Origin of the sequence: Lachnospira sp. (assembly GCF_016290755.1) — a bacterium.
GTDB classification, from domain to species: domain Bacteria; phylum Bacillota; class Clostridia; order Lachnospirales; family Lachnospiraceae; genus Lachnospira; species Lachnospira multipara.
In genome coordinates this window covers 17,854-40,123 of the sequence record NZ_JAEEVD010000020.1, presented here as the reverse complement: position 1 = coordinate 40,123, position 22,270 = coordinate 17,854, and the positions used below count along the sequence as shown (strand labels likewise).

Genomic DNA, 22,270 nt, shown 5'->3' with positions numbered 1-22,270 from the left:
TAATAGGTCGAGGGCTTAACCAAGTAAGGTTAAGGTTTGGATAGAGAGTGAGAAATCACTGAACAAAACGAGGGTTATTCTTTAAGGATAATCAAACGGATGAATATATTTAATGTGCAGTTTTGAAAGAATAATTCTTTCAAAAAATAGTTGTCATTTGTCTTAAATTAATATATAATAGGCAAGTAATGATTTTGGCCTGGTGGCTCAGCTGGTTAGAGCGCCGCCCTGTCACGGCGGAGGTCGTGGGTTCGAACCCCATCCGGGTCGTTTACAATTAAATATTGTATTTCGCTTATTAACTATGGGGTCTTAGCTCAGCTGGGAGAGCATCTGCCTTACAAGCAGAGGGTCACAGGTTCGAGCCCTGTAGGCCCCATACTTTTTACGCCGACATGGCTCAATGGCAGAGCAGCTGATTTGTAATCAGCAGGTTGTTGGTTCGACTCCGACTGTCGGCTCTATATTAACTAATATAGAGTTAGTTAATATTATGGGTGGATTCCCGAGTGGCCAAAGGGGACAGACTGTAAATCTGCTGGCACTGCCTTCGAAGGTTCGAATCCTTCTCCGCCCATTGATAATCTAAAGATTATCTTTTTAAACAATTTATTTAGCGAATGCCGCGGGGTAGAGCAGCTCGGAAGCTCGTCGGGCTCATAACCCGAAGGTCGCAGGTTCAAATCCTGCCCCCGCTACTAAGCCTAGATAGCTCAGTCGGTAGAGCAGAGGACTGAAAATCCTCGTGTCACTGGTTCGATTCCGGTTCTAGGCACTTAATTACCACTTCCTAAATTGGAAGTGGTTTTTTTGTTTAATCAAGATTTAATTATAATACTGAAGTAAAAATCATATCATAGTACAAGAAATGCAGTAATACTGCTAGTATTGGGCTATATGAATAACTAAATAAACTTGTATAATATATGATAATAAGCTACAATATAGTAGTTGCGTTTAGAATTTTACATGGAGGATATTATGAGTAAAAAAAGCAATATCAACTATAAGTATTTAAGAAGAAGACAATCATGGTTTAGAAGAAATTTACCTACTGTAATTATTGCAGTGGTTGCAGTTTTATTAATTGCAGCTGCAGTAGTTGTAGGTGTTGTTATAGGAAAGAATAGTAATAAGAAAGACAATAATGATAATCAGGCAACAGTTAAGGAAAGTACAACTGCAGAAGAAACAAGTTCAGAAGTAGATTGGATCACTGAGGAAGAACCAGAAACAACAACAGAAGAAGAGACAGCAGCATTAATGGCTCAGGTTACTACTAATGCAACAACACTTGGTTCATCAAATCCTTACTTCATTAAGGTTAATAGAGCAGCAAACTGTGTAACAGTTTACGGTATAGATACTAACGGCGAATATACAATTCCAGTAATTGCATTTGCAAGTTCATGTGGACGTGAAGGTCACGAAACACCACTAGTTGAAAATTATAAGACTTCAGATAAGTATGAATGGAGATTAATGGTTGATGGAACATACGGTATGTATGCTACAAGAATCGCAGGTACAAGCGGAATCTTATTCCACTCAATTCCTTATCTTTCAACATCATCTTCTAGCTTAGAAGAAGGTCAGTACAATATGCTTGGTGACTATGCTTCACTTGGTTGCGTAAGATTATGTGTTAGAGATTGTAAGTGGATTTATGATAACTGTCCATCAGGTACAGGTGTAACAATTTATGATGACGCTACAAACCCAGGACCACTTGGTAAGCCAGATACAATTAAGGTTCCAGAAGATAGTGAATATGCTGGTTGGGATCCAACAGATCCAAGCACAGATAATCCTTGGAACAACTTCGCTCCTGCAATTACAGGTGCTAAGGATATTACAACAACAGTTGGTCAGTCAGTTAATTTATTAGATGGCGTAACAGCTACAGATACATGTGGTAACGATGCTACAAGCGATATTTACTTAGTAGGTACTTACACATACGATCAGGCTGGTACATATGCTATTACTTACAAGGTTAGAGATGCCCTTGGAAGAACAGCTGAAGCAACAGTTAATTTAATAGTTGAATAAGAATAAATTTTAATAAAAAGTGGCTGCATTGTTGAGAAATAATGCAGCTTTTTTTAAAATAGAATTAGAAGAACAGTACTAGTAAAGTTAGGAAATAATACGACAGAAAAAGCTGAATAAGAAGATAAATAAAAAGATAAATAAAGAGATAAATAATAAGATAAATAATAATAGTAAAAGCGAGAGAATTAATGAGCAAATACAATGATTTATTGGATAAGCTAATTGAATATACAGACAGTGACTACGTTCCTATGCATATGCCAGGTGCCAAAAGAAACGACATTTTTTATGAAAATGAATCTAAAGCCCTAAGCAAACTAGATATTACGGAAATTGATGGCTTCGATAATATGCATGATGCTAGTGGCATTATTTTAGACATGCAGAAGAAGGCTCAGAGGCTTTATAAGGCGGATTTAAGTCTTTTACTTGTTAATGGTAGCACTGCAGGTATTTTGGCGGCTATAAGCGGCGTATGCCACAAGGGAGATAGCATTTTAGTGGCAAGGAATTGTCATGTCTCAGTTTATAACGCCTTATACCTAAATGAGCTTAAGGCCGATTACATTAGTCCACAAATAGATGAAGAAACAGGAATGTTTTTGGGGATAAGTTTGGATGAAATCAAAGATAAGGTGGAAAATAATAGTTATAGGGCAGTTGTGATTACAAGTCCGACGTATGAAGGTAGAACATCAGATATTCGCGGGATTGCGAAATATTTACATGATAAAGGAATCATACTGATTGTGGATGAAGCTCACGGGGCGCATTTTAATTTTCATAAGGAATTTCCAGAAAGCGCTATAAGTCATGGGGCGGACGTTGTGATTAACAGTATTCACAAGACTTTGCCAGCTCCTACACAGACGGCTTTATTACACTTAAATTCAGATTTAATAAATTATGATAGGGTGAAAAGGTACTGGAATATCTATCAAAGCACCTCTCCGTCCTATTTGTTAATGGCTGGAATCGACAGGGCTTTAAGCTTTGTAGAGCTTGATGGAGCAGAGGCCTATAAAGAATACGTCGCTAATTTAAAAGAGCTTAGAGGCAAGATTATGGCCTTAGAAAATATATCTCTAGCCGAGGTAGACGACATTTCGAAGGTGGTTCTAGTGGCCAGTGAGAAAGCTAAAGATAAGATAGATAATTTTGGAAAGTGGATTTTTGATAGGTTACTAGAGGATTTCCACATTCAGCTAGAAATGGCCTCCTTTGATTATGCCATTGCTATGACAGCTGTGGGAGATAAAAAAGAGTATTATGATTGTTTTATAGGGGCGCTAGAAAGCCTCGATAAGGAAATAGATGAGAGGGAAATCCAAGAGAATCAGGACCAGACGGGTTATAAAGACTCGGTAGAACAGACAGACTCGGTAGACCAGAGAGAATCGGTGGATCAGAGAGACTCGGTAGACCAGAGAGACTCGGTAGAACAGAGAGAATCAACAGAGCAAGCTGCAAGAAAGGCAAAGAAGGAATTATTTGCTAATCTTGCGGGATATAAGAAGGTCATGGAGGCCCACGAGGCGGTTGAAAAGGCAGATTTAGAGGGCTTTGATATGTTAAGCCTAGAGGATGAGAGCCTTATTAATAGAGTCAGCGTCAATGCGGTACTTTTGTATCCGCCGGGAATGCCTGTGATTAATTCGGGTGAGTTGATTACAGAAGATAAGGTTCAAATTATTAAAAAAGCTATAGCGTTAGATATAGAAGTTATAGGATTAAATGACGATTTAATAAAGGTCTTAAAGGCCAATTAGGCCTGTAAATATGAGTGTTAGATCGTAAATATTGGTGTTGGACCATAGATGTAAAAACGATTAAGCATCTAAATATAGAACTAGAAAATCTAAGGGGAAGTGTGTGAAGATGAACGAAATAGTATTTATTATGGGAAAAAGTGCTTCCGGTAAGGATAAGATTTATAAGACCTTGGTGGAAGATTTTAAGGGAAAATTTAAAACAGTAACTATGTATACTACAAGACCTATGAGGGTCGGAGAGAAAGAAGGGGTAGAGTATCATTTTGTTGATGATGAAAAGGCCCTTGAATTTGAGAAGGCTGGAAAGGTTATTGAGCTAAGAGCTTATGATACTGTTTATGGCTTGTGGAAGTATTTTACTGCAGATGATGGACAGATTGATTTAACTAAGAAGGACAGATACATAATTATTGGCACTCTTGAGGCTTATGAAAAATTCTTAGAATTCTATGGAAAAGAGCATCTTTTGCCGATATATATTGAAGTAGATGATGATATTAGGTTAACTCGGGCCATTAAGCGAGAGAAGAAGCAGGAAAAGCCAAATTACGAGGAATTGTGTCGAAGATTTTTAGCGGATGCTAAGGATTTTAATGAGGAAAATATAAAGAGAGCCGGTATTGAGGTGAGATTCCAAAACAATACTAAGCTTGAAGATTGCATAAAGCGCATAGAGGACTACATTTTAGCAAATTAGCGCTTGCTTGCAAGATAACTAAAGGTGTTATAAAATGTAAGTTGGATTGTTCCAAGCATTAGGTACAATGTCAATGTGTTACTTTGATGTGTGGAGGCGTAGGGTATGGAAATTAAAATTAGTGATGTACAACAGGTTACATCGAGCCAAAATGTTAATAAAACGGAGACTCATGATGATTCCTTTAAGTTTACGCTTATAAGTAACATTGAGGAGAAGGAATTACAGGAAAAGCTAGGCTCAATGATGCAGGAAATCACAGATCAAGGTGAGAAGATTTCTAAGCATATGGATATTAAAGATATGAAAAGATATAGAGAGCTAGTTAAGGACTTTATGAATGAGGTTGTTAATAGATCTCATAAATTTTCTCGTGAAAATTTCCTTGATAGACGAGGAAGACATAGAGTTTATGGCATTGTAAAGCTTGTGGATAAGAATCTTGACGATTTAGCAGGTGAACTTGTAAAAGAGGAGAAGGATCACTTAGCTATTGTCAGTAAAATAGATGATATAAGGGGATTGTTACTTGATATTTCCACATAGATTGATGGACAAGTTAATGGATAGGTTAGAGAATAGGTGAAAAATGAGTGGATTTGCAGATATTTATGGATATGACACAATAAAAGAACACTTACAAAATGCAGTGGTTATGGATAAGGTTTCACACGCATATGTTTTTAGTGGCAATTTAGGTGCTGGTAAGAAGATGCTAGCTAAGATTTTTGCTAAGACATTACAGTGCGAGGAAGGTGGAAAGGAGCCATGTAATCACTGCCATTCTTGCGTTCAGGCAGAGTCTAATAATCAGCCGGATATAATCTGGGTGAGACACGAGAAGCCAGGAAGCATCGGTGTTGATGACATTAGAGATCAATTAGTTGCAGATATTCAGATTAAACCATATAGTAGTAGATATAAGATTTACATAATTGATGAAGCTGAGAAGCTTACAGTTCAGGCTCAGAATGCTCTTCTTAAGACAATAGAAGAACCACCAGCGTATGGTATCGTAATTTTATTGTCTAAGAATGCAGATATATTTTTACAAACAATTCTTTCTAGATGTGTAGTTCTAGATTTAAAACCACTTAGTGATTCCTTGGTGGAAAACTACATAAAAGACCATATTTCATGTGGAGATTATGAGAGAAAATTCGCTGCAAAGTTTGCGAGAGGTTGTATCGGTAGAGCGATATCAATTCTCGAAAGTGATGAATTTTCACAGCTTAAGAACCAGGTGGTTAGTATGGTTAAAAATGCGAAGGACATGACATCCGTAGAAATAATGGATAGCGTTAAGAAGGCTGGAGAATTTAAATTAGTAATAGATGATTATCTAGATTTACTTAACGTTTGGTTCCGAGATGTGTTAATATTTAAGAGTACAGCCGATACCAATTTGATTATTTTTAGCGATGAAATTTCTAGCATAAGGAATCAGGCAGAACTAGTTTCTTATGAGGGTCTACAAGACATTTTAGACTCAATAGATAAGGTAAAAGTAAGGTTGCAGGCTAATGTAAATTTCGATTTAACAATGGAACTGCTAATCATGGCAATAAAGGAAAATTTATAAAAGAGGAAGGTGGTACATCTTTAAAAGATGTATAGGTAAATAAGATGACGAAAGTTGTAGGAGTTAGATTTAGACAGGTGGGAAAGATATATTTTTTCGCACCAGGAAAGTACAAAGTAGAAGTAGGACAGCATGTAATCGTTGAGACAGCTCGTGGCGTGGAATACGGTAATGTTGTTTTAGGAGAAAGAGAAGTGGAGGATGAGAAGGTCGTTCAGCCACTTAAGGCAATCATTAGAATTGCTACTCCAGAAGATGATGAAAAGGAAATCAAGAATAGAGAGAAAGAGAAGGAAGCTTTCAACATCTGTCTTGAGAAGATAGCAAAGCATAAGCTTGAAATGAAGCTTATTAAGGCTGAGTACACATTTGACAATAACAAGGTTTTATTCTACTTCACAGCAGATGGTCGTATCGACTTTAGAGAGTTAGTTAAGGACCTCGCTGCAGTATTTAGAACAAGAATCGAGTTAAGACAGATTGGTGTTCGTGATGAAACTAAGATTTTAGGCGGTATTGGCGCTTGCGGTAGACCACTTTGCTGCGCAACTTATATGCCAGAATTCATTCCAGTATCAATTAAGATGGCTAAGGAGCAGAATTTGTCCCTTAATCCAACTAAGATTTCCGGTGTTTGCGGCAGACTTATGTGCTGCTTAAAGTATGAGCAGGAAACTTATGAAGAGCTTAATAGCAATTTACCTGTAGTTGGCGATCATGTTACAACACCAGAGAGACTTCACGGCGAGGTTTCATCTGTTAATGTACTTAGACAGTTAGTTAAGGTAATTGTTACACTTGATAACGACGAGAAGGAAGTTAGAGAGTATCCAGTATCAGAGATCAGATTTAAGACAAGGAGACGTGATAGAAACGAACAGATCGATGATAAGGAATTAAAGGCTTTAGAGGAGCTTGAAAGACGCGAAGGTCATGCGCATATTAGTGATGACTAATTTTTATGAAAATGTATTTCTAAATCGACAATAAAAAATGGTGGAGGAAAGTGTGATGTGTAATAAAGAGAATATGGGTTTAAATGAAATTTACACGACGCTTTCTGGACCAATACAGTTAGAAGCTGATGAGAGACTAGATGATTTGTGTAGAGATGGCTTGAAACTAATCCAGAAGCCAGATATTTTCTGCTTTGGAATAGACGCGGTGTTATTGTCTACATTTTCAAAGGCACAAAAGGGCAATAAAGTCCTTGATTTATGCTCGGGAAATGGGGTAATTCCAATACTTATGCAGGCCAAGAACCCTGATACAAGTTATAAGGGCCTTGAAATCCAAGAGGTTTCGGCAAATTTAGCTTCTAGAAATGTTGCGATTAATAATTTAGAGTCAAAAGTAGAAATTATTAAAGGTGATTTGAAGGAGGCTGCCAAGATTTTTGGTGAGGCCTCCTTTAATGTTGTAACCGTGAACCCACCCTACAAAAAGGCCAATTCAGGGCTAGTTAACCCAGATTCCACAAAGGCCATTGCAAGGCACGAGATTCTTTGTGACATAGATGATGTTTGCCAGGCGGCCGCAAGATGCCTAAAGTCAAAGGGGCACCTATATATGGTACACAGACCCGACAGACTAATAGATATCATAGCTGCCATGCGTAGAGCCCATATTGAGCCAAAGCGTATAAGAATGGTGCATCCATATGTTGATAAAGAGGCCAATATGGTACTAATTGAGGGGATAAAGGGTGCTAATTCTTACATGATTGTGGAAAAACCGCTGATTGTCTATAAGAGAGTTGATGGACAGTCGGGAGTTTATACCGATGAGATTTTAGAGATTTATAACAATAAGAATTAGAGTTTACGATTTAGAGGTTTTAAAAATGAAAGCAAATCAAGATATAGATAAGGATAACAAAATGGAAATAAATCAAGATATAGATAATCAAGATATTGATTTTGATATAGAAAAGCTAGACGGGAAGCGCGATGGCAAGGGCGAGCTATATTTGTGCGCCACACCAATTGGCAATCTCGAAGACATTACCTATAGGGTTTTGCGAATCCTAAAGGAAGTGGACATTATTGCGGCGGAGGATACAAGAAACTCCATTAAGCTACTAAATCACTTTGAGATTAAGACACCAATGACTGCCTACCACGAATTTAATAAGTACGACAAGGCAAAGGTCCTAGTTAACAAAATGTTACAAGGACTTAGTGTTGCTTGCATTACCGATGCAGGTACTCCAGGAATTTCAGATCCAGGAGAGGAGCTTTGTAAGCAGGCAAGGGCAGCAGGTATTAAAGTATCTTCAGTACCTGGGGCAGCAGCTTGTATTACAGCGCTAACAATGTCCGGTCAGGCAACAAGACGTTTCGCCTTTGAAGCATTTTTACCAGCAGACAAAAAGGAAAGAAAAGAAGTCTTAGAGGAACTTGTAAATGAAACAAGAACTATGATAATTTACGAGGCGCCACACCATTTAAAGAAGACTTTAGCAGAGCTAAGAAATGTGCTTGGTGGAGATAGAGCTCTTACAATTTGTAAGGAGCTTACAAAAAGATACGAGAATTCCATGGAATTTAGCCTTGATAGCGCATGTGAGTACTATGAGAATAACGATCCAAGAGGAGAGTATGTTCTTGTAATTGCAGGAAAATCAAGGGAAGAGTTAAAGAAGGAAAAGCAGGCCGCATGGGAAGAAATGACCGTTAGAGAACATGTTGACATGTATATAAACCAGGGCCTTGATAAGAAGGAGGCCATGAAGGCAGCAGCTAAGGATAGAGGCGTTTCAAAGCGTGATATTTATAACGAGCTAGAATGCGATTAATATATTATACGATACATTTTCATTAATATATGTATAGATACTCCCATATATATGGGAGTATTTTTTGTGCAATATAATCAAAGTACTAGCAATATAGATAATATTAATTGTTTAAAGTGCTTGACTAAAAGTATTATTTAAGATACATTAAAAAATGTAGCTATTAAAATTTTTCTAAGTTTAGACGAATAATTGTAAATTTGAGACTAAATTTATATTGCTTGAGACGATTATCCGATTGGGAGGTATTTATGCTTAAGAAAAGATTTAAACAGGTCGCAGTCATTTTACTTACAGTAATTATGACAGCGATTACAGCACTAGCTATTCAGCCAGCAAAAAAAGTAGAGGCAGCCGCAGTGGCCCCGAAAGCTGGAAATATTTATTATATTAAAAATAAGAATAGCCAGATGTATTTAACAGTTGCAGGAGATTCTTCTGCTAGTGGAGCAAATGTAATTCAGTCAAAGGGAACAGGAAGTCTAGGACAGAGATGGATTTTAGAGCAAAATTCAAATGGAACATATAGATTACATCCTGCAACAGATATGACTGGTGGGGTTTCATTAGATGTTTATTATGGACGCACAGACAATAAAACTAATATCCAGATTTGCTCAAATAATGGAGCGACAGCACAGAACTTCTACATTACTAAATCAGGTGATGGTTATGCTATTACAACAGAAGTTACAGGGGGAAAGAGTTGTCTCGATGTAACAGGTGCAAGTACAGCAAGTGGCGCTAATGTTATCGAGTACACTAATAGAGGAGCTTCTAATCAGATTTGGTATTTTGAAGAGGCACAGTGGCCATCATCAGGTTCAGGCTCAAGCTCAGGCTCAGGCTCAGGTTCAAGCTCTGGATCAGGCTCATCAACATCAAACACACCGGCAGCAGTTGACTCAACATATTGCCAGCAAAGAATCCAGCTAGTTAACACAAACGGCAGCTCACTTGTAACTGCTCCATCTAGCACAGGTTCAGTAACAGCCTCAACTAATTCCTCATCATACAATCAGTGGGTTTTAGTTAACAACGGCAGCAACAAGTACATGATTGTAAATGCAGCAACAGGCTATGTACTTGCACCAAATGGCAATAATGCCACAAGTGGAGCTAAGATAGTAGCAACAGGCAAGACAGGCGCAACAGCACAGTATTGGTTAATTCAGGCAGTGAAAAATGATTCACTTGGCAAGGCTTACGAATACAAGATTGTAAACTGCGCTAACTCAAACCTTTGCTTACAGAAATCAGGTTCAAACTTCGTACTTGGCTCATATGCAGGTAATTCAACACATAAGTTCTACCTTAATACTTATGGTGTAGAAGGATTTGCAGGACAGTGTAAGAGTGTTGATGGAAAGCAGACAGGATCTGTACTTGGTGGCGCACTTGGTAAGACAGTATATGTTTCAAATGTATCAGACCTTTCAAAGTACTGTCAGGGTTCAACACCATACACAATCGTTGTAAATGGCAACATCAGAGCAAACAGCTTAACAAAGATTAACGTAGGTAGCAACAAGACTATTATTGGTTCATTTAATGCAAATACATTGCACAACATCCACTTTAGATGTATATCTAACTCTGGAAATGTCATTTTCAAGAACCTTACAATTAGTCATGATGCGGCAATTAATGGAAATGACGACATTCAGATTTACATCAGCGACGGACAAAAATTCTGGCTTGATCACTGTACATTCCCAGGCCATTCAATCGCTTCAACTGATGTAGATAAGTTCGTTTATGTTGGTCTTAAGGCTGATTATGTGACTGTTTCAGGAAATGTATTTAAGAATCACAAGTATGGTTTAATCCTTGGTTATCCAGGGGAAGATGGAATTGGAACATATTCTGGATACCCACAGATGACAATTTGTAATAATTACTTCGATGGCGTATTAACAAGAGCACCAGGACTTATGCGATATGGTTATTATCATTCATACAACAATTATGTAGTGAATTTTAACCTAGGTTATACACCATACACAGGTGCTAATATTTATTCGGAGAAGAACTATTTCTCAAAGGGTAATGCTGCAGGAGCAGTTGTAGACGATCATGGTGTTGGTAACTTTACAGACTATGGTTCAGTATTGTCATCATCTGTTAGTAACTTAAAGACTAAGACAACTTCATGGAGACCAAACTCATGCTACTCATATGCAACAAGATCTGCAAATGATGCAAAGAGTTGGGCAGCATCTTCATCAAATACAGGTGTACAAAAGTCAACAATACGTTATGCAATTGACTAAATATAATGGAAACTAATGACTATATAAAATCGGGTGTTAAAAGAATATAAGGATAAGAAATAATAATAGCTACATAGACCTCAGGCAGTTTTGCCTGAGGTTTTTATGCTTAAGAAAAGATTTAGAAGAGTAGCAGCTATTGCATTAATATTAATTATTATAAACTATTCTGTTAGTGTATGTTCTTTAATAATATTCCTAACCGTAGCGTAGATAAAAGGCTTGGCAGTTTCAATGTCTGCTGGCTCCTTATAAAGAATGGCACTATAGCATGTAGAACTAATAAGCTCCACAATCAAGAAAAGCATAATCTCTGGCTCTCTTAAATTAACCTCATCGTCGTTAATCATCTGGTGGTAGACATCAAGGAAGTTAATGTCGTTGTCCGCAACATTAGTAGTTAAGGCCTCCTTAAAAATTCCCCAACTAAGATTCTTTGAAATGAAATTAAGCAAAGTCTGATTGCTATCAAGAGCATTAATAATGTTATCTATTAGGAAAATGATCTTCTCCGTAAAGTTAAGACTTCTCTTTTCAAGTTCCTTATCAAGAGCTGCAACAGCAGATGAGAAAAGAAGACTTGATTCGTGAGAGATAAGTCGATTTCTTATATCAAATTTATCCTTAAAATAAAGATAAAAAGTACCCTTTGCCATGCCGGCCTTTGAAGAGATTTCAGCAATGGATGTTTTAGAAACACCCTTTGTTGTAAAAAGCTCAAAAGCTGAGTTTAGCAAAGAACGTTGTTTATTAATTTTGTTATTTTCTAGTTTTCCCAAAACATTCACCCCTTATCTGAATTTCTAAAGTTGGCGCCTGCGGCGTCACAAGCTTTGATATGGCGCTAATCACACCTGTAATCAAACAACTGTAATATCTTAGCACATTTTCCATCCTTGTATGTGTATCTTAGCATATAAAAAATAAAAAATCTATAAAAAAAGTGACTAGTGGTCATTTTTTGTTGACAGAAAAAATAGTAGTGATATAATGGCTATGAAATCAAAAATGACTAACGGTCAATTTTATAAAACGAAAGAATTTAATACGTCATTTAATGAATGGAGGTTAATTATGGAGAAGTTCGGAAGAGCTGTGGTTAAGTTAAGGATTCCAATCCTTATAATAAGTGTCTTGCTCTTAATTCCAGCAGTTCTCGGATATTTTGGCACACGAGTTAATTACGATATCTTGTACTATTTACCTGATAATATCGAGACTATGGAAGGCCAAGATATCTTATTGAATGATTTTGGAAAGGGCGCCTACGCATTAATCGTAGTGGAAGACATGAATCAAGATAACGTGTCTAAGCTAGTTAATAAGGTTGAAAATGTAGACCACGTAGCGAAAGTTATTTCTTATTCAGGCATCGTTGGAACAGATATTCCAGCAGAACTCTTACCTGAGGAGATAAGTTCTAAGTTTGTAAATGCAGATACAAACTCAACATTATTTGCAGTATTCTTTGATGACACAACATCAAGTGATGACACAATGAATGCTATACAGCAGATAAGAAAGGTTACAGACAAGCAGTGTTATGTAGCTGGTATGTCAGCAGTAGTTACAGATACTAAGAACCTATCAGAAAAAGAAACACCAATTTATGTTTTACTTGCAGTAGTTTTAGTTTGTATCGTACTTGCATTATTTATGGATTCATTCCTTGTACCAGTACTCTTTATGATAAGTATCGGTATGGCAATCGTCTATAACTTAGGTTCAAACTATTTCTTAGGGGAGACATCGTATATTACGAAGGCTTTGGCAGCAGTATTGCAGTTAGGTGTAACCCTTGATTACTCAATCTTCTTGTGGCACAGCTACAAGGAACACAAAGCTGAGTATCCAGGAAATAAGGAAAAGGCAATGGCAGTTGCCATTGGAAATACATTGACATCAGTAGTTGGTTCTTCAATTACAACAGTTGCCGGCTTTATCGCACTTTGCTTTATGAGCTTTACACTTGGTCTTGATTTAGGTGTGGTAATGGCAAAGGGTGTTGTATTTGGTGTAATAGGATGTGTAACAATTCTACCAGCCCTTGTATTAACCTTTGATAGAGCCCTTGAAAAGACTATGCATAGAGAAATCATGCCAGACTTTTCAAAGTTTGCTCACTGGGTTGTTAATCACTCATGGGTATTCCTAATAGCCTTTGTAATACTTCTAGTTCCTGCAATTTATGGTTATAACAACACAGAAGTTTATTACGATTTAGCTGGTACCTTACCAAAAGACCTTGATTGCTCACAGGCTAATACAAAGCTTGCTGAAAGCTTTAAGGATTTAAATTCGATTTATATGATCCTTGCAGATAGCGATTTATCTACAGAGGATGGACAAAATATGCTAGATGAGATTCAGAATGTGGATGGCATTTCATTTGCATTAGGACTCCCAACAATAACAGAAACAGGTATCCCAGAGGATTTCTTACCAGAATCCCTCGTATCTGAATTAAAGAGCGGAGATTATCAGTTGATGCTGGTTTCCTCAGAATACGCAATTGCTTCTGATGAAATCAATAACCAGATTGATGAAGTATCAGCAATTACTAAAAAGTATGACAATCAAGCAATGGTAATCGGTGAAGCTCCATGTACTAAGGACTTAATTACAATCACTGATAAGGATTTCAAGACTGTAAGTTTTGTTTCTATCGCAGCGATTTTCGTAATCATTTTCTTCGTACTAAAGTCAATCTCATTACCAATCTTACTAGTTGCAGCCATTGAATTTGCCATCTTTGTAAACATGGGTATCCCATACTTTACAGGCACATCAATTCCATTTATTGCATCAGTAGTAATTGGAACAATTCAGCTTGGCGCCACAGTAGATTACGCAATTCTTATGACAACAAGATATAAGAGAGAACGTGCCTCAGGCCTTTCAAAGAAGGAATCCGTTGAGATAGCCCTTGCTACTTCAATCCCTTCAATCGTAGTATCAGCCCTCGGCTTCTTTGCAGCCACATTTGGTGTTGGTATGTATGCAAATGTAGACATGATCGCATCCCTTTGTATCTTAATGGCAAGAGGCGCAATCATTAGTATGGTTGTTGTAATTTTAGTCGTACCATCATTATTCATGGTATTTGATAAGCTAATAATTCATACAAGTATCGGCTTTAAGCCAAAGAAGAGAAAGTATTCTAATTTAAGTGAAGAAGATAAATTTGCACATCAATAAAGTGCGAGGAGAAAATATAAAGGAGAGCGATTAAAATGATTAGAACTAGTTTAAGAAAAGCTGGAGCCGTAGTTTTAACAGCATCAATGCTTGCCCTAAATCTTACAGCTTGCCAGTCAAATAGTGATAGTGCCAGTGTTAGCGCAGTAAATGAAGACGCTGCTTCTAATACAGAGAACATAATTACATCCACAATGAATGACGAATTATCAATAAATACAGCACAGACACTTGCTAAGAATACAAGAAATCAGACAGTTTACGTATTTGATGATGCAAGTGGTGTGCAAGACCACGTAACTGTAAACACTAAGGTTACAGATAACAATGGTGATACAAGTTCTACTAATGAAAATGTAGACAAGGCCGCACCTGTTACAATCAACGTAACATACTATCTCAATGGAAAAGAGATTTCACCAGAAGATCTTGCAGGTAAGTCAGGTGAAGTAAAGATTAGATTTGACTATGTAAATAATGAAGAAGAAACAATTACAGTAAATGGCGAGACAAAAACAGCTTATGTTCCATTTACAGTAGCAACAGGACTTATGCTTGATAACGAAAAGTTTACTAACATCGAGGTTACAAACGGAAAGTTATCACAGGTTGGTTCAGATGTAGTTGCCCTAGGTGTTGCCTTCCCAGGACTTGCTGATTCTTTAAACTTAAAGTTTGATAGTGAAGAGGTAAATTTTGACTTACCAAATTACTTCGAGATTTCAGCAGATGTAACAGACTTCTCACTTGATATGTCACTTTCAGTAGTATCTTCAAACTTACTATCTGATATGGACCTAGATGACTTATCAGTAGAAGACTTACAGGCAAAGGTTAACGAACTTCAGTCAGCAGCTGACCAGTTAGAGGCTGGTACAGTTCAGTTACAGGAAGGTACACAGCAGTTAGAGGATAACATTCCTGACTTAGTTTCAGGTGTGGCAGCACTTAATGATGGTGCAGCAACTCTTAGCTCAGGTGTATCTGCTTATGCAGCAGGCGTAGCAAGCTTAAATGACGGGGCAGCAGCTCTTGATTCTAACATGCAGACATTATCAACAAGCCTTAATACACTTTATGAAACTTTAAAGGCTAATGGATTTGATACAAAGATTGCAGCCCTAAACGAAGGTATTAACGGAAGCTCAGGTCTATTTAATACATTAACAAATGGAATGAGTTCATATAAGTCACTTTATGAATCAACATATTCATCAGCTTACAGCCTTGTTTACTCAGCTAACTACCAGAAGGCATTAGCAGCAAATTCAATGACAGCAGAACAGGATGCAGCAACAGGATCTCATGTAAAGACAGCAGTTGAATCTGCACTTAAAGCCAAGGGTATTACAGAAGACGCTAATATTGATTCAGTAATTAATAGTGAAACAGCTAACACATCCGTTTACATGACAGCAGGTTTATGTGAATTATATGCAGCTTACTCATCAGCAGGTTTAACTGTTGATACAACACAGCAGCAGACAATTATTTCTGACATCGTTAAGTTAAACCAGTACGCAGCAGCTTATAAGACAATGTATGCTTCATATACACAGCTTAAGGACGCTGGCCTTGATACAGGCGTAGCAGCACTTACAAGTGCAGTTGGTTCATTTAGCACATATCAGGAAGGCACATTATGCTCAAGCCTTTATGCCTTAAATGTAGGTGCTACAAAGTTACAGCAGGAAGGTACATCAGTACTTGCAGCTGGTGCTTCAACACTTGCAGCTAACAATTCAAGCTTAACATCAGGAGCCGCAGCACTTGCAGATGGTACAGAGACATTAAATAACGCAGCAGCCACACTTTCATCAGGTGTTTCTAAGTTAAACACAGGTGCTATTACATTAAAGGATGGCATGGCTGAATTTAATGAAGAAGGAATTTCACAGATTACAAGCCTCTTAGGAGATGATGCAACAACAACTCTTGATACAATTAAGGAAGTTGTAAAGCTTGGTAATAACTACACATCATTCACAGGCAGCACTGGAAATTACGACTCAACAGTAACATTCATCTATAAGACAGCAGAAATTAAATAATTAGCACTTTTTAAGTATTTATAAGTTGAGGCAGAGATACATTTTCAAAGGCAATAAAAAAGGGACCTTAAAAGGTCCCTTTAAATTACTTATTATTCTCTGCTATTTCTTTATTGTCGCCCTTGTGTTTCTTAATGATTTCTTCATAACGACGCTGTGAAGCAATCTCCTCTGGTGTTAATTCCTCAGGTACATCCTCAATCGCATCAAGCTGTGCAAAAAGATCCCCTAATTCATTAAGATCAATTAAATTCTTATCATCTGCCATTGCCAATCTCCTTTCGCAAGGTAAATTTAAATTCTACTCCCGTTAAAAAGAAATGCAACTTTAGCTAGTGACATAAGAAGATTAATAGTTTTTAAAACTAGTTATCATAAGACTTAAAGAAAGCCTCAAGTCTATCAAAGGTCTTTACAAGAGTTTCTGCCTCGCTTGGGCTTAAATCCTCTGTAACCTTCTCAATCATCTTCTTATGGAATTTCTGATGATGAAAATATGCCGCAATTCCCTTTTCAGTTAGTGTAGCATAGACAACTCTACGATCTTTATCGCTTCTATATCTAACAGCGTAGCCCTTCTTTACAAGTCTGTTAAGACCAATAGTAAGAGTTCCCATTGTTACTCCTAAAGTTTTTGAAATCTCTCCCATGGTTTGAGGATCCTTTATACCAACGGCGTCAATAATATGCATATCATTAACAGAAATATCCTTGAATTCTTCTGTTATTAATGCCTTTTCCTCGATATCCAAAATGTCATTAAAAAGATCGACCAAAATCTTGTTTAGAGATTCATAAATATCCATTTATCTGCTACCTTACCTAACTTCATTAATAACTAAATTATATATTAATGAATATCGATTTGCAAGGCTTCTATAAATTTTTTAATAGTTTGTAATATTTCGAAAATGTATATAAATAAAAGTTCACTTTGTTGCAATTTTATGCGCTGTGTAGTATCATTTTAACTAGTTTCTAAAGGATTTAGAATGGGAGGAAACTAGATGAGATTTATAGCAATTGGAGAATTAATGTTAAGATTATCTCCACCTAATTATGAGAAGATAGTAACAACTCATGACTTTAGAGTTAACTACGGTGGCGCAGAGGCTAATGTAGCTGTATCACTTGCTAACTTAGGTGTAGATTCTACATTTTTTACAGTATTACCTAATACAGATTTAGGAAAGTCAACAGTGAACTATCTTAAGTCAAACGATGTCCATACAAAAGAAATCATTATGGCTGATGGTAGAATGGGTATCTATTACTTAGAGGAAGGCGTTTCAGTACGTCCATCTTCAGTTATTTACGATAGAGGTATGTCAGCATTTGCTGAATATGACTATAAAGACGTGGATTTTGAAGAGATCTTAAAGAATTACGATTGGTTACATTTAAGTGGTATTACACCAGCTCTCTCTTACAATTGTAGAAGACTTGTAGATAGAGCCGTTAAGGCTGCTAAGAAGTTAGGTCTCACAGTAAGTTTTGACCCTAACTTTAGAAGTACACTTTGGTCTTTTGAAACAGCAAGAGACGTATTATCAAAGTATCTTCCATACGTTGATGTTTTAATTGGTATTGAGCCAATTCACCTATATAGAGAAGATGGTACAGATTATAAGGATGGCTTAACAATGGACCCATCTTTTAAAGAGATGGATAGAGTCTTTAGAGAGATTGATAATCAGTATCATATGAAGGCTATTGCTAGAACAGTACGTTACGTACATTCTGGTAGCAATAACTCACTTAAGGCCTTCTACTACACTAATGGCGAGACTTACGAAAGCAAGACTATTAACTTTGAAATTGTAGATAGAGTTGGTGGTGGTGATGCATTTTCATCAGGCCTTATCTATGCCTTAATGGAGAATATGTCTGCCGAAGATACAGTAAACTTCGCCGTAGCATCTTCAGTAATGAAGCACGCTATTAGAGGTGATACTAACATTACAAGTGTAGACCAGATTAAGAGACTTATGACTAATGCATCTTTTGATGTACAGAGATAATTTGTGCTTTAAAGCTAATCTAGGCTAACAATAGAATAAACATGGATTTATAGGCCTATGGAACTAGAAACATCGCTCTAGTTTCCATAGGTCTTTTTTTTATATGAAAAAAATAGGGGAATTTTATTAGGATTTGTAGTATAATATATTATTGCGGAAAATTTGTTATGAAAATTTAGTGAGGTTATATATGGTAGTTTTTCCAAAAGGTGGAATAAAGGCACAATCGACGCTTTTATCTACATATAGTAAAGGTGAAGCACTATACAAAAGCGGTGCAATTGAGAAGATTGAAATAATTAAAGGAAAAGGCGGACATTTAACAGTTGCAGGTGATGTCCTAGACGAAAAAGGAACTACATACGGAGCGAGTATTAAGTTTGAACCATTAGACGATAAAGTTAAGGCAGTTAAGATAAATGATTGTGAATGTGCCTGTCCATCAAAGAAGGGACACAAGGGATTTTGTAAGCACATTACAGCTCTTGCCTTAGAGACTAATAAGTTGGTGAAATTAGATGACATTAGGGAGTTACTTGAATCTGAGGAAACTAAGTATAGTTTTGAAGCAGGAATAGATGATGAATCAACTGGCAATAGCTTTCTTGATTCTTTAATAGATATGGGCCTTGAGGGCAGCGTACAAAAGGGTGTGGATGGACTAGGAGACGCTTTTTCAGGCAGCAGTCTTGAACAGCATTCTACAACTTCACAGAAGCTTTTTAAGCTTATGAACGATGAACTTATGGATGAGTATTCTAAGTATGAATCTATAAACGGTGTTAGTAATTTAGGTATGGAAGTTACTCTTAATTTAGCAGTTACAGGTATTTTTGCTGAATTTAGAGTTGGTGATAGATATAAGTATGTAATTAAGAATATAGCTGAATTCTGTGAGGCTATGAACACAGGAGAAGTGGTAAATTATGGTAAGAACCTAGAGTTTAAGCATGAGCTAGCAAGCTTTGCACCAGAGTTTAGACCTCTTGTTAAGTTCTTAAGTACAAGTATTTACCTTGAGGAGAAGTACAAGAATAATGATAATTTTTCAAAGTACTATTACAGAGCCTCAGGAGATAAGACAGTAGAGATTAAGCCTCATAACTATAGAGCTTTCTTTAATACACTTGATAAGATTGAAATCGAGCTTATGGGTCTTGAGAATAAGAGAGTTAAGATAGTCAAGGAAGATCCTGAGATTAGCGTAAAGATTACAGCAGATGAGAAGCTTGGCTTTGCCAACATCGAATTCCCAGAATATATCTACCTCGATGGTCTTGATATGGGAATCATGCTTATTGATTCTACAATGTATGTCCTATCTAAGGGATATGTAGATGCTATGGGCGAGATTTTAAAGGTATTTGCAGAATATGTTATACCTTCAAGTGAAGATAGATTTGATAAATATAGCATTAAGAAGAAAGAGAATAACAAGATGAAGGTATCAAGCGGCGACTTTGGTACATTTGCAGAAACAATTCTTCCTAAGCTAGAAAAGCACACACAGCTTGAGGTTACAGGTCTAAACTTTGAGGATTACACAAAGCAGGACGGCGTGTGTGAATTAAGATTTGACGTTGATAATACAGGTAACATCATTTGTAGCGGTGTTATTAAGTATGGCGATAAGGTAGTTGATTTAGGTGAAGGCGCAGTAGATAACGACCTTTCAGGACGTAATGCCAAGGCGGAAGCTAGAATTAAGCACATGCTTAACGAATATTTCCTCAGTGGTAGAAGCGGTAAGTTATGGGTTTTACCTAAAAATGAAGACGATGCCCTTGCAAGACTTATTGACGAAGGTATCCCTAAGTTTGAGGAAATCGCCGATACATTTGCATCAGAAGCCTTTAAGAAGTTAAAGGTAGTGGTAAATAAGCCAATTTCTGGTGGCCTTGCAATTAAGGGAAATCTCTTAACTGTTTCTTGGGACGTTGAGGGTATGACTAGAGAAGAACTCTATGAAGTTCTTGATGCCTACAGACAGAAGAAGAAGTATTTTAGATTAAAGAACGGCGAGGTACTTAGAATTGCCGGAACTGATATTGAGGAACTTGCTCAGTTAGAGGACGAACTTGGTCTTTCAAAGAAGGAATTCTTAAGCGGTGAGACAGAGGTTCAGCTCTTTAGAGCCCTTCACTTAAATGCTCTTATGATGGAGAACAAGGAAGGTATTAAGTTTAGAACTAATAAGGAATTCGACAACTTAATTAAGAACTTCGAGAATTTAAAGAATAAAAAGCACAAGGTGCCAAAGATTGTAAATGCTACACTTCGTGAATACCAGAAGGAAGGTTTTAACTGGGCTTGCGCTCTTTCAGAATTCTCCTTTGGTGGAATTTTAGCGGATGATATGGGTCTTGGTAAGACTTTACAGATGATTAGTTTCCTTGCCACAAGACCGGAAGAGCACCATATGGTAATCTGTCCTGCATCCCTTGTTTATAACTGGGAGGCAGAAATTGAGAAGTTTGCCCCTTCTTTAAAGGTAAATGTAATCTCAGGTAGCAAGGAAGAGCGTAACGAGCAGATTAGCCACTGCAACGAATACAACATCAATGTCACTTCTTACGATTCTCTTAGAAGAGATATTGAGGAATACGAGGGCTTCTCTTTTGATTGCCAGATTATTGATGAGGCTCAGTATATTAAGAATCCGGGAACTATGGTTTCAAAGGCTGTAAAGTCTATTAATTCAAGAACACGTTTCGCCTTAACTGGTACACCGATTGAGAATAGACTTAGCGAGTTATGGAGCATTTTCGATTATCTTATGCCTGGATATCTTTACAAGTATAAGAACTTCAAGGATAGATTTGAGGAGCATATTGTTGGGGGCGTTAGCGTCGGTGAAGACCTTGAAAAGGAAAATGATGCAACCCTTAAGGCATTAAAAGACCTTATTTCTCCATTCTATATTAGACGTAAGAAGTCAGACGTATTAAAAGACTTACCTGAAAAGGTTGAGAAGGTTGTTTACTCTAAGATGGGAGCTAAGCAGGAGAAGTTATACTACGCTTCAGAAAAGAACCTTGTGGATCAGATTGGCAGCAAGGACAACAAGCAGTTTAAGGAAGATAAGTTACAGATTCTTGCTGAACTTATGCGTCTCCGTCAGTTATGTTGTGATCCTAAGCTTGCCTTTGAAAATTACAACGATGAATCCGCTAAGTTAGAAACATGTATCGACTTAGTAGAATCAGCAGTTGAGGGTGGTCATAAGATCTTACTCTTCTCTCAGTTTACATCAATGCTTGAAAAGATTGAGGCTAGACTTACAGAGAAGAATATTACAACTCTTAAGCTTACAGGTCAGACACCTAAATTAAAGAGAATGGAACTTGTTGAGAAGTTCCAGGAGGGTAAGGTAGATGTATTCCTTATTTCTCTTAAGGCTGGTGGTACAGGTCTTAACCTTACAGCAGCAGATATGGTAATTCACTATGATCCATGGTGGAATGTGGCAGCTCAGAATCAGGCTACTGATAGAGCCCATAGATTCGGCCAAAAGAATACAGTTACAGTTGTTAAGCTCATTGTTAAGGGCACAATTGAAGAGCGTATTATGGAATTACAAAATCGTAAGAAGGAACTTGCAGATATGGTACTTTCTGCAGAAGGTGTGGCTATTTCTTCACTTTCTAAGGATGACCTTCTTAAGTTGTTTAATAAAAATTAGTATTTGTTAGAAGCTTTATTGATTTATATAATAGTGAAATGCTATTATTGAGGTAAAGTTAAATAGTTATATAGCTGCGTATCTTATAGGTGCGCAGCTATAAGTATAAAAACACATATTTTAATGTATTTTAAGGAGGGTT

At 37.1% G+C, this 22,270-nt stretch carries 16 protein-coding genes and 6 tRNA genes; 19 read left to right on the top strand and 3 right to left on the bottom strand.

The window, feature by feature from the left end:
* Positions 1–196: 196 nt before the first annotated feature.
* The 15 genes from QVA17_RS06660 (at position 197) to QVA17_RS06590 (ending at position 11,176) form a co-directional block, all read left to right on the top strand.
* Positions 197–270, top strand: a tRNA-Asp gene (locus tag QVA17_RS06660).
* 36 nt (positions 271–306) lie between these two features.
* Positions 307–379: transfer RNA gene (locus QVA17_RS06655), tRNA-Val, on the top strand.
* A gap of 10 nt (positions 380–389) precedes the next feature.
* Positions 390–461, top strand: a tRNA-Thr gene (locus QVA17_RS06650).
* Between the two features lie 34 nt (positions 462–495).
* A tRNA-Tyr gene (locus QVA17_RS06645) sits at positions 496–577 on the top strand.
* Positions 578–624: 47 nt separating this feature from the next.
* Positions 625–698, top strand: a tRNA-Met gene (locus QVA17_RS06640).
* Positions 699–702: 4 nt separating this feature from the next.
* Positions 703–775: transfer RNA gene (locus tag QVA17_RS06635), tRNA-Phe, on the top strand.
* A gap of 206 nt (positions 776–981) precedes the next feature.
* Positions 982–2,052: a L,D-transpeptidase family protein gene (locus tag QVA17_RS06630; RefSeq protein ID WP_287387209.1), complete on the top strand. Its 1,071-nt coding sequence runs from the start codon at positions 982–984 to the stop codon at positions 2,050–2,052.
* Between the two features lie 191 nt (positions 2,053–2,243).
* Positions 2,244–3,824, top strand: a complete 1,581-nt coding sequence (locus tag QVA17_RS06625) for an aminotransferase class I/II-fold pyridoxal phosphate-dependent enzyme (RefSeq protein ID WP_287387206.1) — start codon at positions 2,244–2,246, stop codon at positions 3,822–3,824.
* Positions 3,825–3,933: 109 nt separating this feature from the next.
* The gene (locus QVA17_RS06620; protein ID WP_027431418.1) at positions 3,934–4,524 is read left to right on the top strand and encodes a guanylate kinase; all 591 of its coding nucleotides are present in this window, start codon (positions 3,934–3,936) and stop codon (positions 4,522–4,524) included.
* Between the two features lie 105 nt (positions 4,525–4,629).
* The gene (locus tag QVA17_RS06615; protein WP_027431419.1) at positions 4,630–5,070 is read left to right on the top strand and encodes a YaaR family protein; all 441 of its coding nucleotides are present in this window, start codon (positions 4,630–4,632) and stop codon (positions 5,068–5,070) included.
* 43 nt (positions 5,071–5,113) lie between these two features.
* The gene (locus QVA17_RS06610) at positions 5,114–6,106 is read left to right on the top strand and encodes a DNA polymerase III subunit (protein WP_103953328.1); all 993 of its coding nucleotides are present in this window, start codon (positions 5,114–5,116) and stop codon (positions 6,104–6,106) included.
* A 44-nt stretch (positions 6,107–6,150) separates the two neighbouring features.
* Positions 6,151–7,062, top strand: coding sequence for a PSP1 domain-containing protein (locus tag QVA17_RS06605; RefSeq protein ID WP_027431421.1), 912 nt, complete (start codon positions 6,151–6,153; stop codon positions 7,060–7,062).
* 73 nt (positions 7,063–7,135) lie between these two features.
* Positions 7,136–7,924 carry a tRNA1(Val) (adenine(37)-N6)-methyltransferase gene (locus QVA17_RS06600; protein ID WP_334299482.1) on the top strand — a complete coding sequence of 263 codons (789 nt, stop codon included), beginning with the start codon at positions 7,136–7,138 and terminating at the stop codon, positions 7,922–7,924.
* A 25-nt stretch (positions 7,925–7,949) separates the two neighbouring features.
* A complete protein-coding gene (gene rsmI / locus QVA17_RS06595) occupies positions 7,950–8,903 on the top strand; it encodes a 16S rRNA (cytidine(1402)-2'-O)-methyltransferase (protein WP_287387203.1) in 954 nt (317 codons plus the stop codon).
* Between the two features lie 251 nt (positions 8,904–9,154).
* Positions 9,155–11,176: a pectate lyase family protein gene (locus tag QVA17_RS06590; RefSeq protein ID WP_287387201.1), complete on the top strand. Its 2,022-nt coding sequence runs from the start codon at positions 9,155–9,157 to the stop codon at positions 11,174–11,176.
* A 164-nt stretch (positions 11,177–11,340) separates the two neighbouring features.
* On the opposite strand, the gene QVA17_RS06585 is transcribed toward QVA17_RS06590, so the two are convergent.
* On the bottom strand, positions 11,341–11,964 hold the full coding sequence (locus QVA17_RS06585) for a TetR/AcrR family transcriptional regulator (protein WP_334299481.1): 624 nt from the start codon (positions 11,962–11,964) through the stop codon (positions 11,341–11,343).
* Positions 11,965–12,250: 286 nt separating this feature from the next.
* Between QVA17_RS06585 and QVA17_RS06580 the strand changes: the two genes are divergently transcribed.
* On the top strand, positions 12,251–14,374 hold the full coding sequence (locus QVA17_RS06580) for an efflux RND transporter permease subunit (RefSeq protein WP_287387196.1): 2,124 nt from the start codon (positions 12,251–12,253) through the stop codon (positions 14,372–14,374).
* Positions 14,375–14,409: 35 nt separating this feature from the next.
* Positions 14,410–16,425 (top strand): hypothetical protein, encoded by a 2,016-nt coding sequence (locus QVA17_RS06575; RefSeq protein WP_287387194.1) that lies wholly within the window; start codon positions 14,410–14,412, stop codon positions 16,423–16,425.
* Positions 16,426–16,510: 85 nt separating this feature from the next.
* On the opposite strand, the gene QVA17_RS06570 is transcribed toward QVA17_RS06575, so the two are convergent.
* Together QVA17_RS06570 and QVA17_RS06565 are read right to left on the bottom strand one after the other, a co-directional pair.
* Positions 16,511–16,693 carry a hypothetical protein gene (locus QVA17_RS06570; RefSeq protein WP_027431428.1) on the bottom strand — a complete coding sequence of 61 codons (183 nt, stop codon included), beginning with the start codon at positions 16,691–16,693 and terminating at the stop codon, positions 16,511–16,513.
* Positions 16,694–16,790: 97 nt separating this feature from the next.
* Positions 16,791–17,231: a MarR family winged helix-turn-helix transcriptional regulator gene (locus QVA17_RS06565; protein WP_287387190.1), complete on the bottom strand. Its 441-nt coding sequence runs from the start codon at positions 17,229–17,231 to the stop codon at positions 16,791–16,793.
* A 201-nt stretch (positions 17,232–17,432) separates the two neighbouring features.
* Between QVA17_RS06565 and QVA17_RS06560 the strand changes: the two genes are divergently transcribed.
* Complete coding sequence (locus QVA17_RS06560; protein ID WP_027431430.1) at positions 17,433–18,446, top strand: sugar kinase; 1,014 nt, start codon at positions 17,433–17,435, stop codon at positions 18,444–18,446.
* Positions 18,447–18,636: 190 nt separating this feature from the next.
* Complete coding sequence (locus QVA17_RS06555) at positions 18,637–22,128, top strand: DEAD/DEAH box helicase (RefSeq protein WP_287387188.1); 3,492 nt, start codon at positions 18,637–18,639, stop codon at positions 22,126–22,128.
* The last annotated feature ends 142 nt before the right edge of the window (positions 22,129–22,270 follow it).

Bases quoted from the DNA above. Each gene is read 5' to 3' on its own strand.
- QVA17_RS06580 (WP_287387196.1), top strand. From the start codon at position 12,251: ATGGAGAAGTTCGGAAGAGCTGTGGTTAAGTTAAGGATTCCAATCCTT.
- QVA17_RS06610 (WP_103953328.1), top strand. From the start codon at position 5,114: ATGAGTGGATTTGCAGATATTTATGGATATGACACAATAAAAGAACAC.
- QVA17_RS06555 (WP_287387188.1), top strand. From the start codon at position 18,637: ATGGTAGTTTTTCCAAAAGGTGGAATAAAGGCACAATCGACGCTTTTA.
- QVA17_RS06620 (WP_027431418.1), top strand. From the start codon at position 3,934: ATGAACGAAATAGTATTTATTATGGGAAAAAGTGCTTCCGGTAAGGAT.
- QVA17_RS06605 (WP_027431421.1), top strand. From the start codon at position 6,151: ATGACGAAAGTTGTAGGAGTTAGATTTAGACAGGTGGGAAAGATATAT.
- QVA17_RS06630 (WP_287387209.1), top strand. From the start codon at position 982: ATGAGTAAAAAAAGCAATATCAACTATAAGTATTTAAGAAGAAGACAA.
- QVA17_RS06625 (WP_287387206.1), top strand. From the start codon at position 2,244: ATGAGCAAATACAATGATTTATTGGATAAGCTAATTGAATATACAGAC.
- QVA17_RS06560 (WP_027431430.1), top strand. From the start codon at position 17,433: ATGAGATTTATAGCAATTGGAGAATTAATGTTAAGATTATCTCCACCT.
- QVA17_RS06565 (WP_287387190.1), bottom strand. From the start codon at position 17,231: ATGGATATTTATGAATCTCTAAACAAGATTTTGGTCGATCTTTTTAAT.
- QVA17_RS06570 (WP_027431428.1), bottom strand. From the start codon at position 16,693: ATGGCAGATGATAAGAATTTAATTGATCTTAATGAATTAGGGGATCTT.
- QVA17_RS06590 (WP_287387201.1), top strand. From the start codon at position 9,155: ATGCTTAAGAAAAGATTTAAACAGGTCGCAGTCATTTTACTTACAGTA.
- QVA17_RS06600 (WP_334299482.1), top strand. From the start codon at position 7,136: ATGGGTTTAAATGAAATTTACACGACGCTTTCTGGACCAATACAGTTA.
- QVA17_RS06615 (WP_027431419.1), top strand. From the start codon at position 4,630: ATGGAAATTAAAATTAGTGATGTACAACAGGTTACATCGAGCCAAAAT.
- QVA17_RS06575 (WP_287387194.1), top strand. From the start codon at position 14,410: ATGATTAGAACTAGTTTAAGAAAAGCTGGAGCCGTAGTTTTAACAGCA.
- rsmI (WP_287387203.1), top strand. From the start codon at position 7,950: ATGAAAGCAAATCAAGATATAGATAAGGATAACAAAATGGAAATAAAT.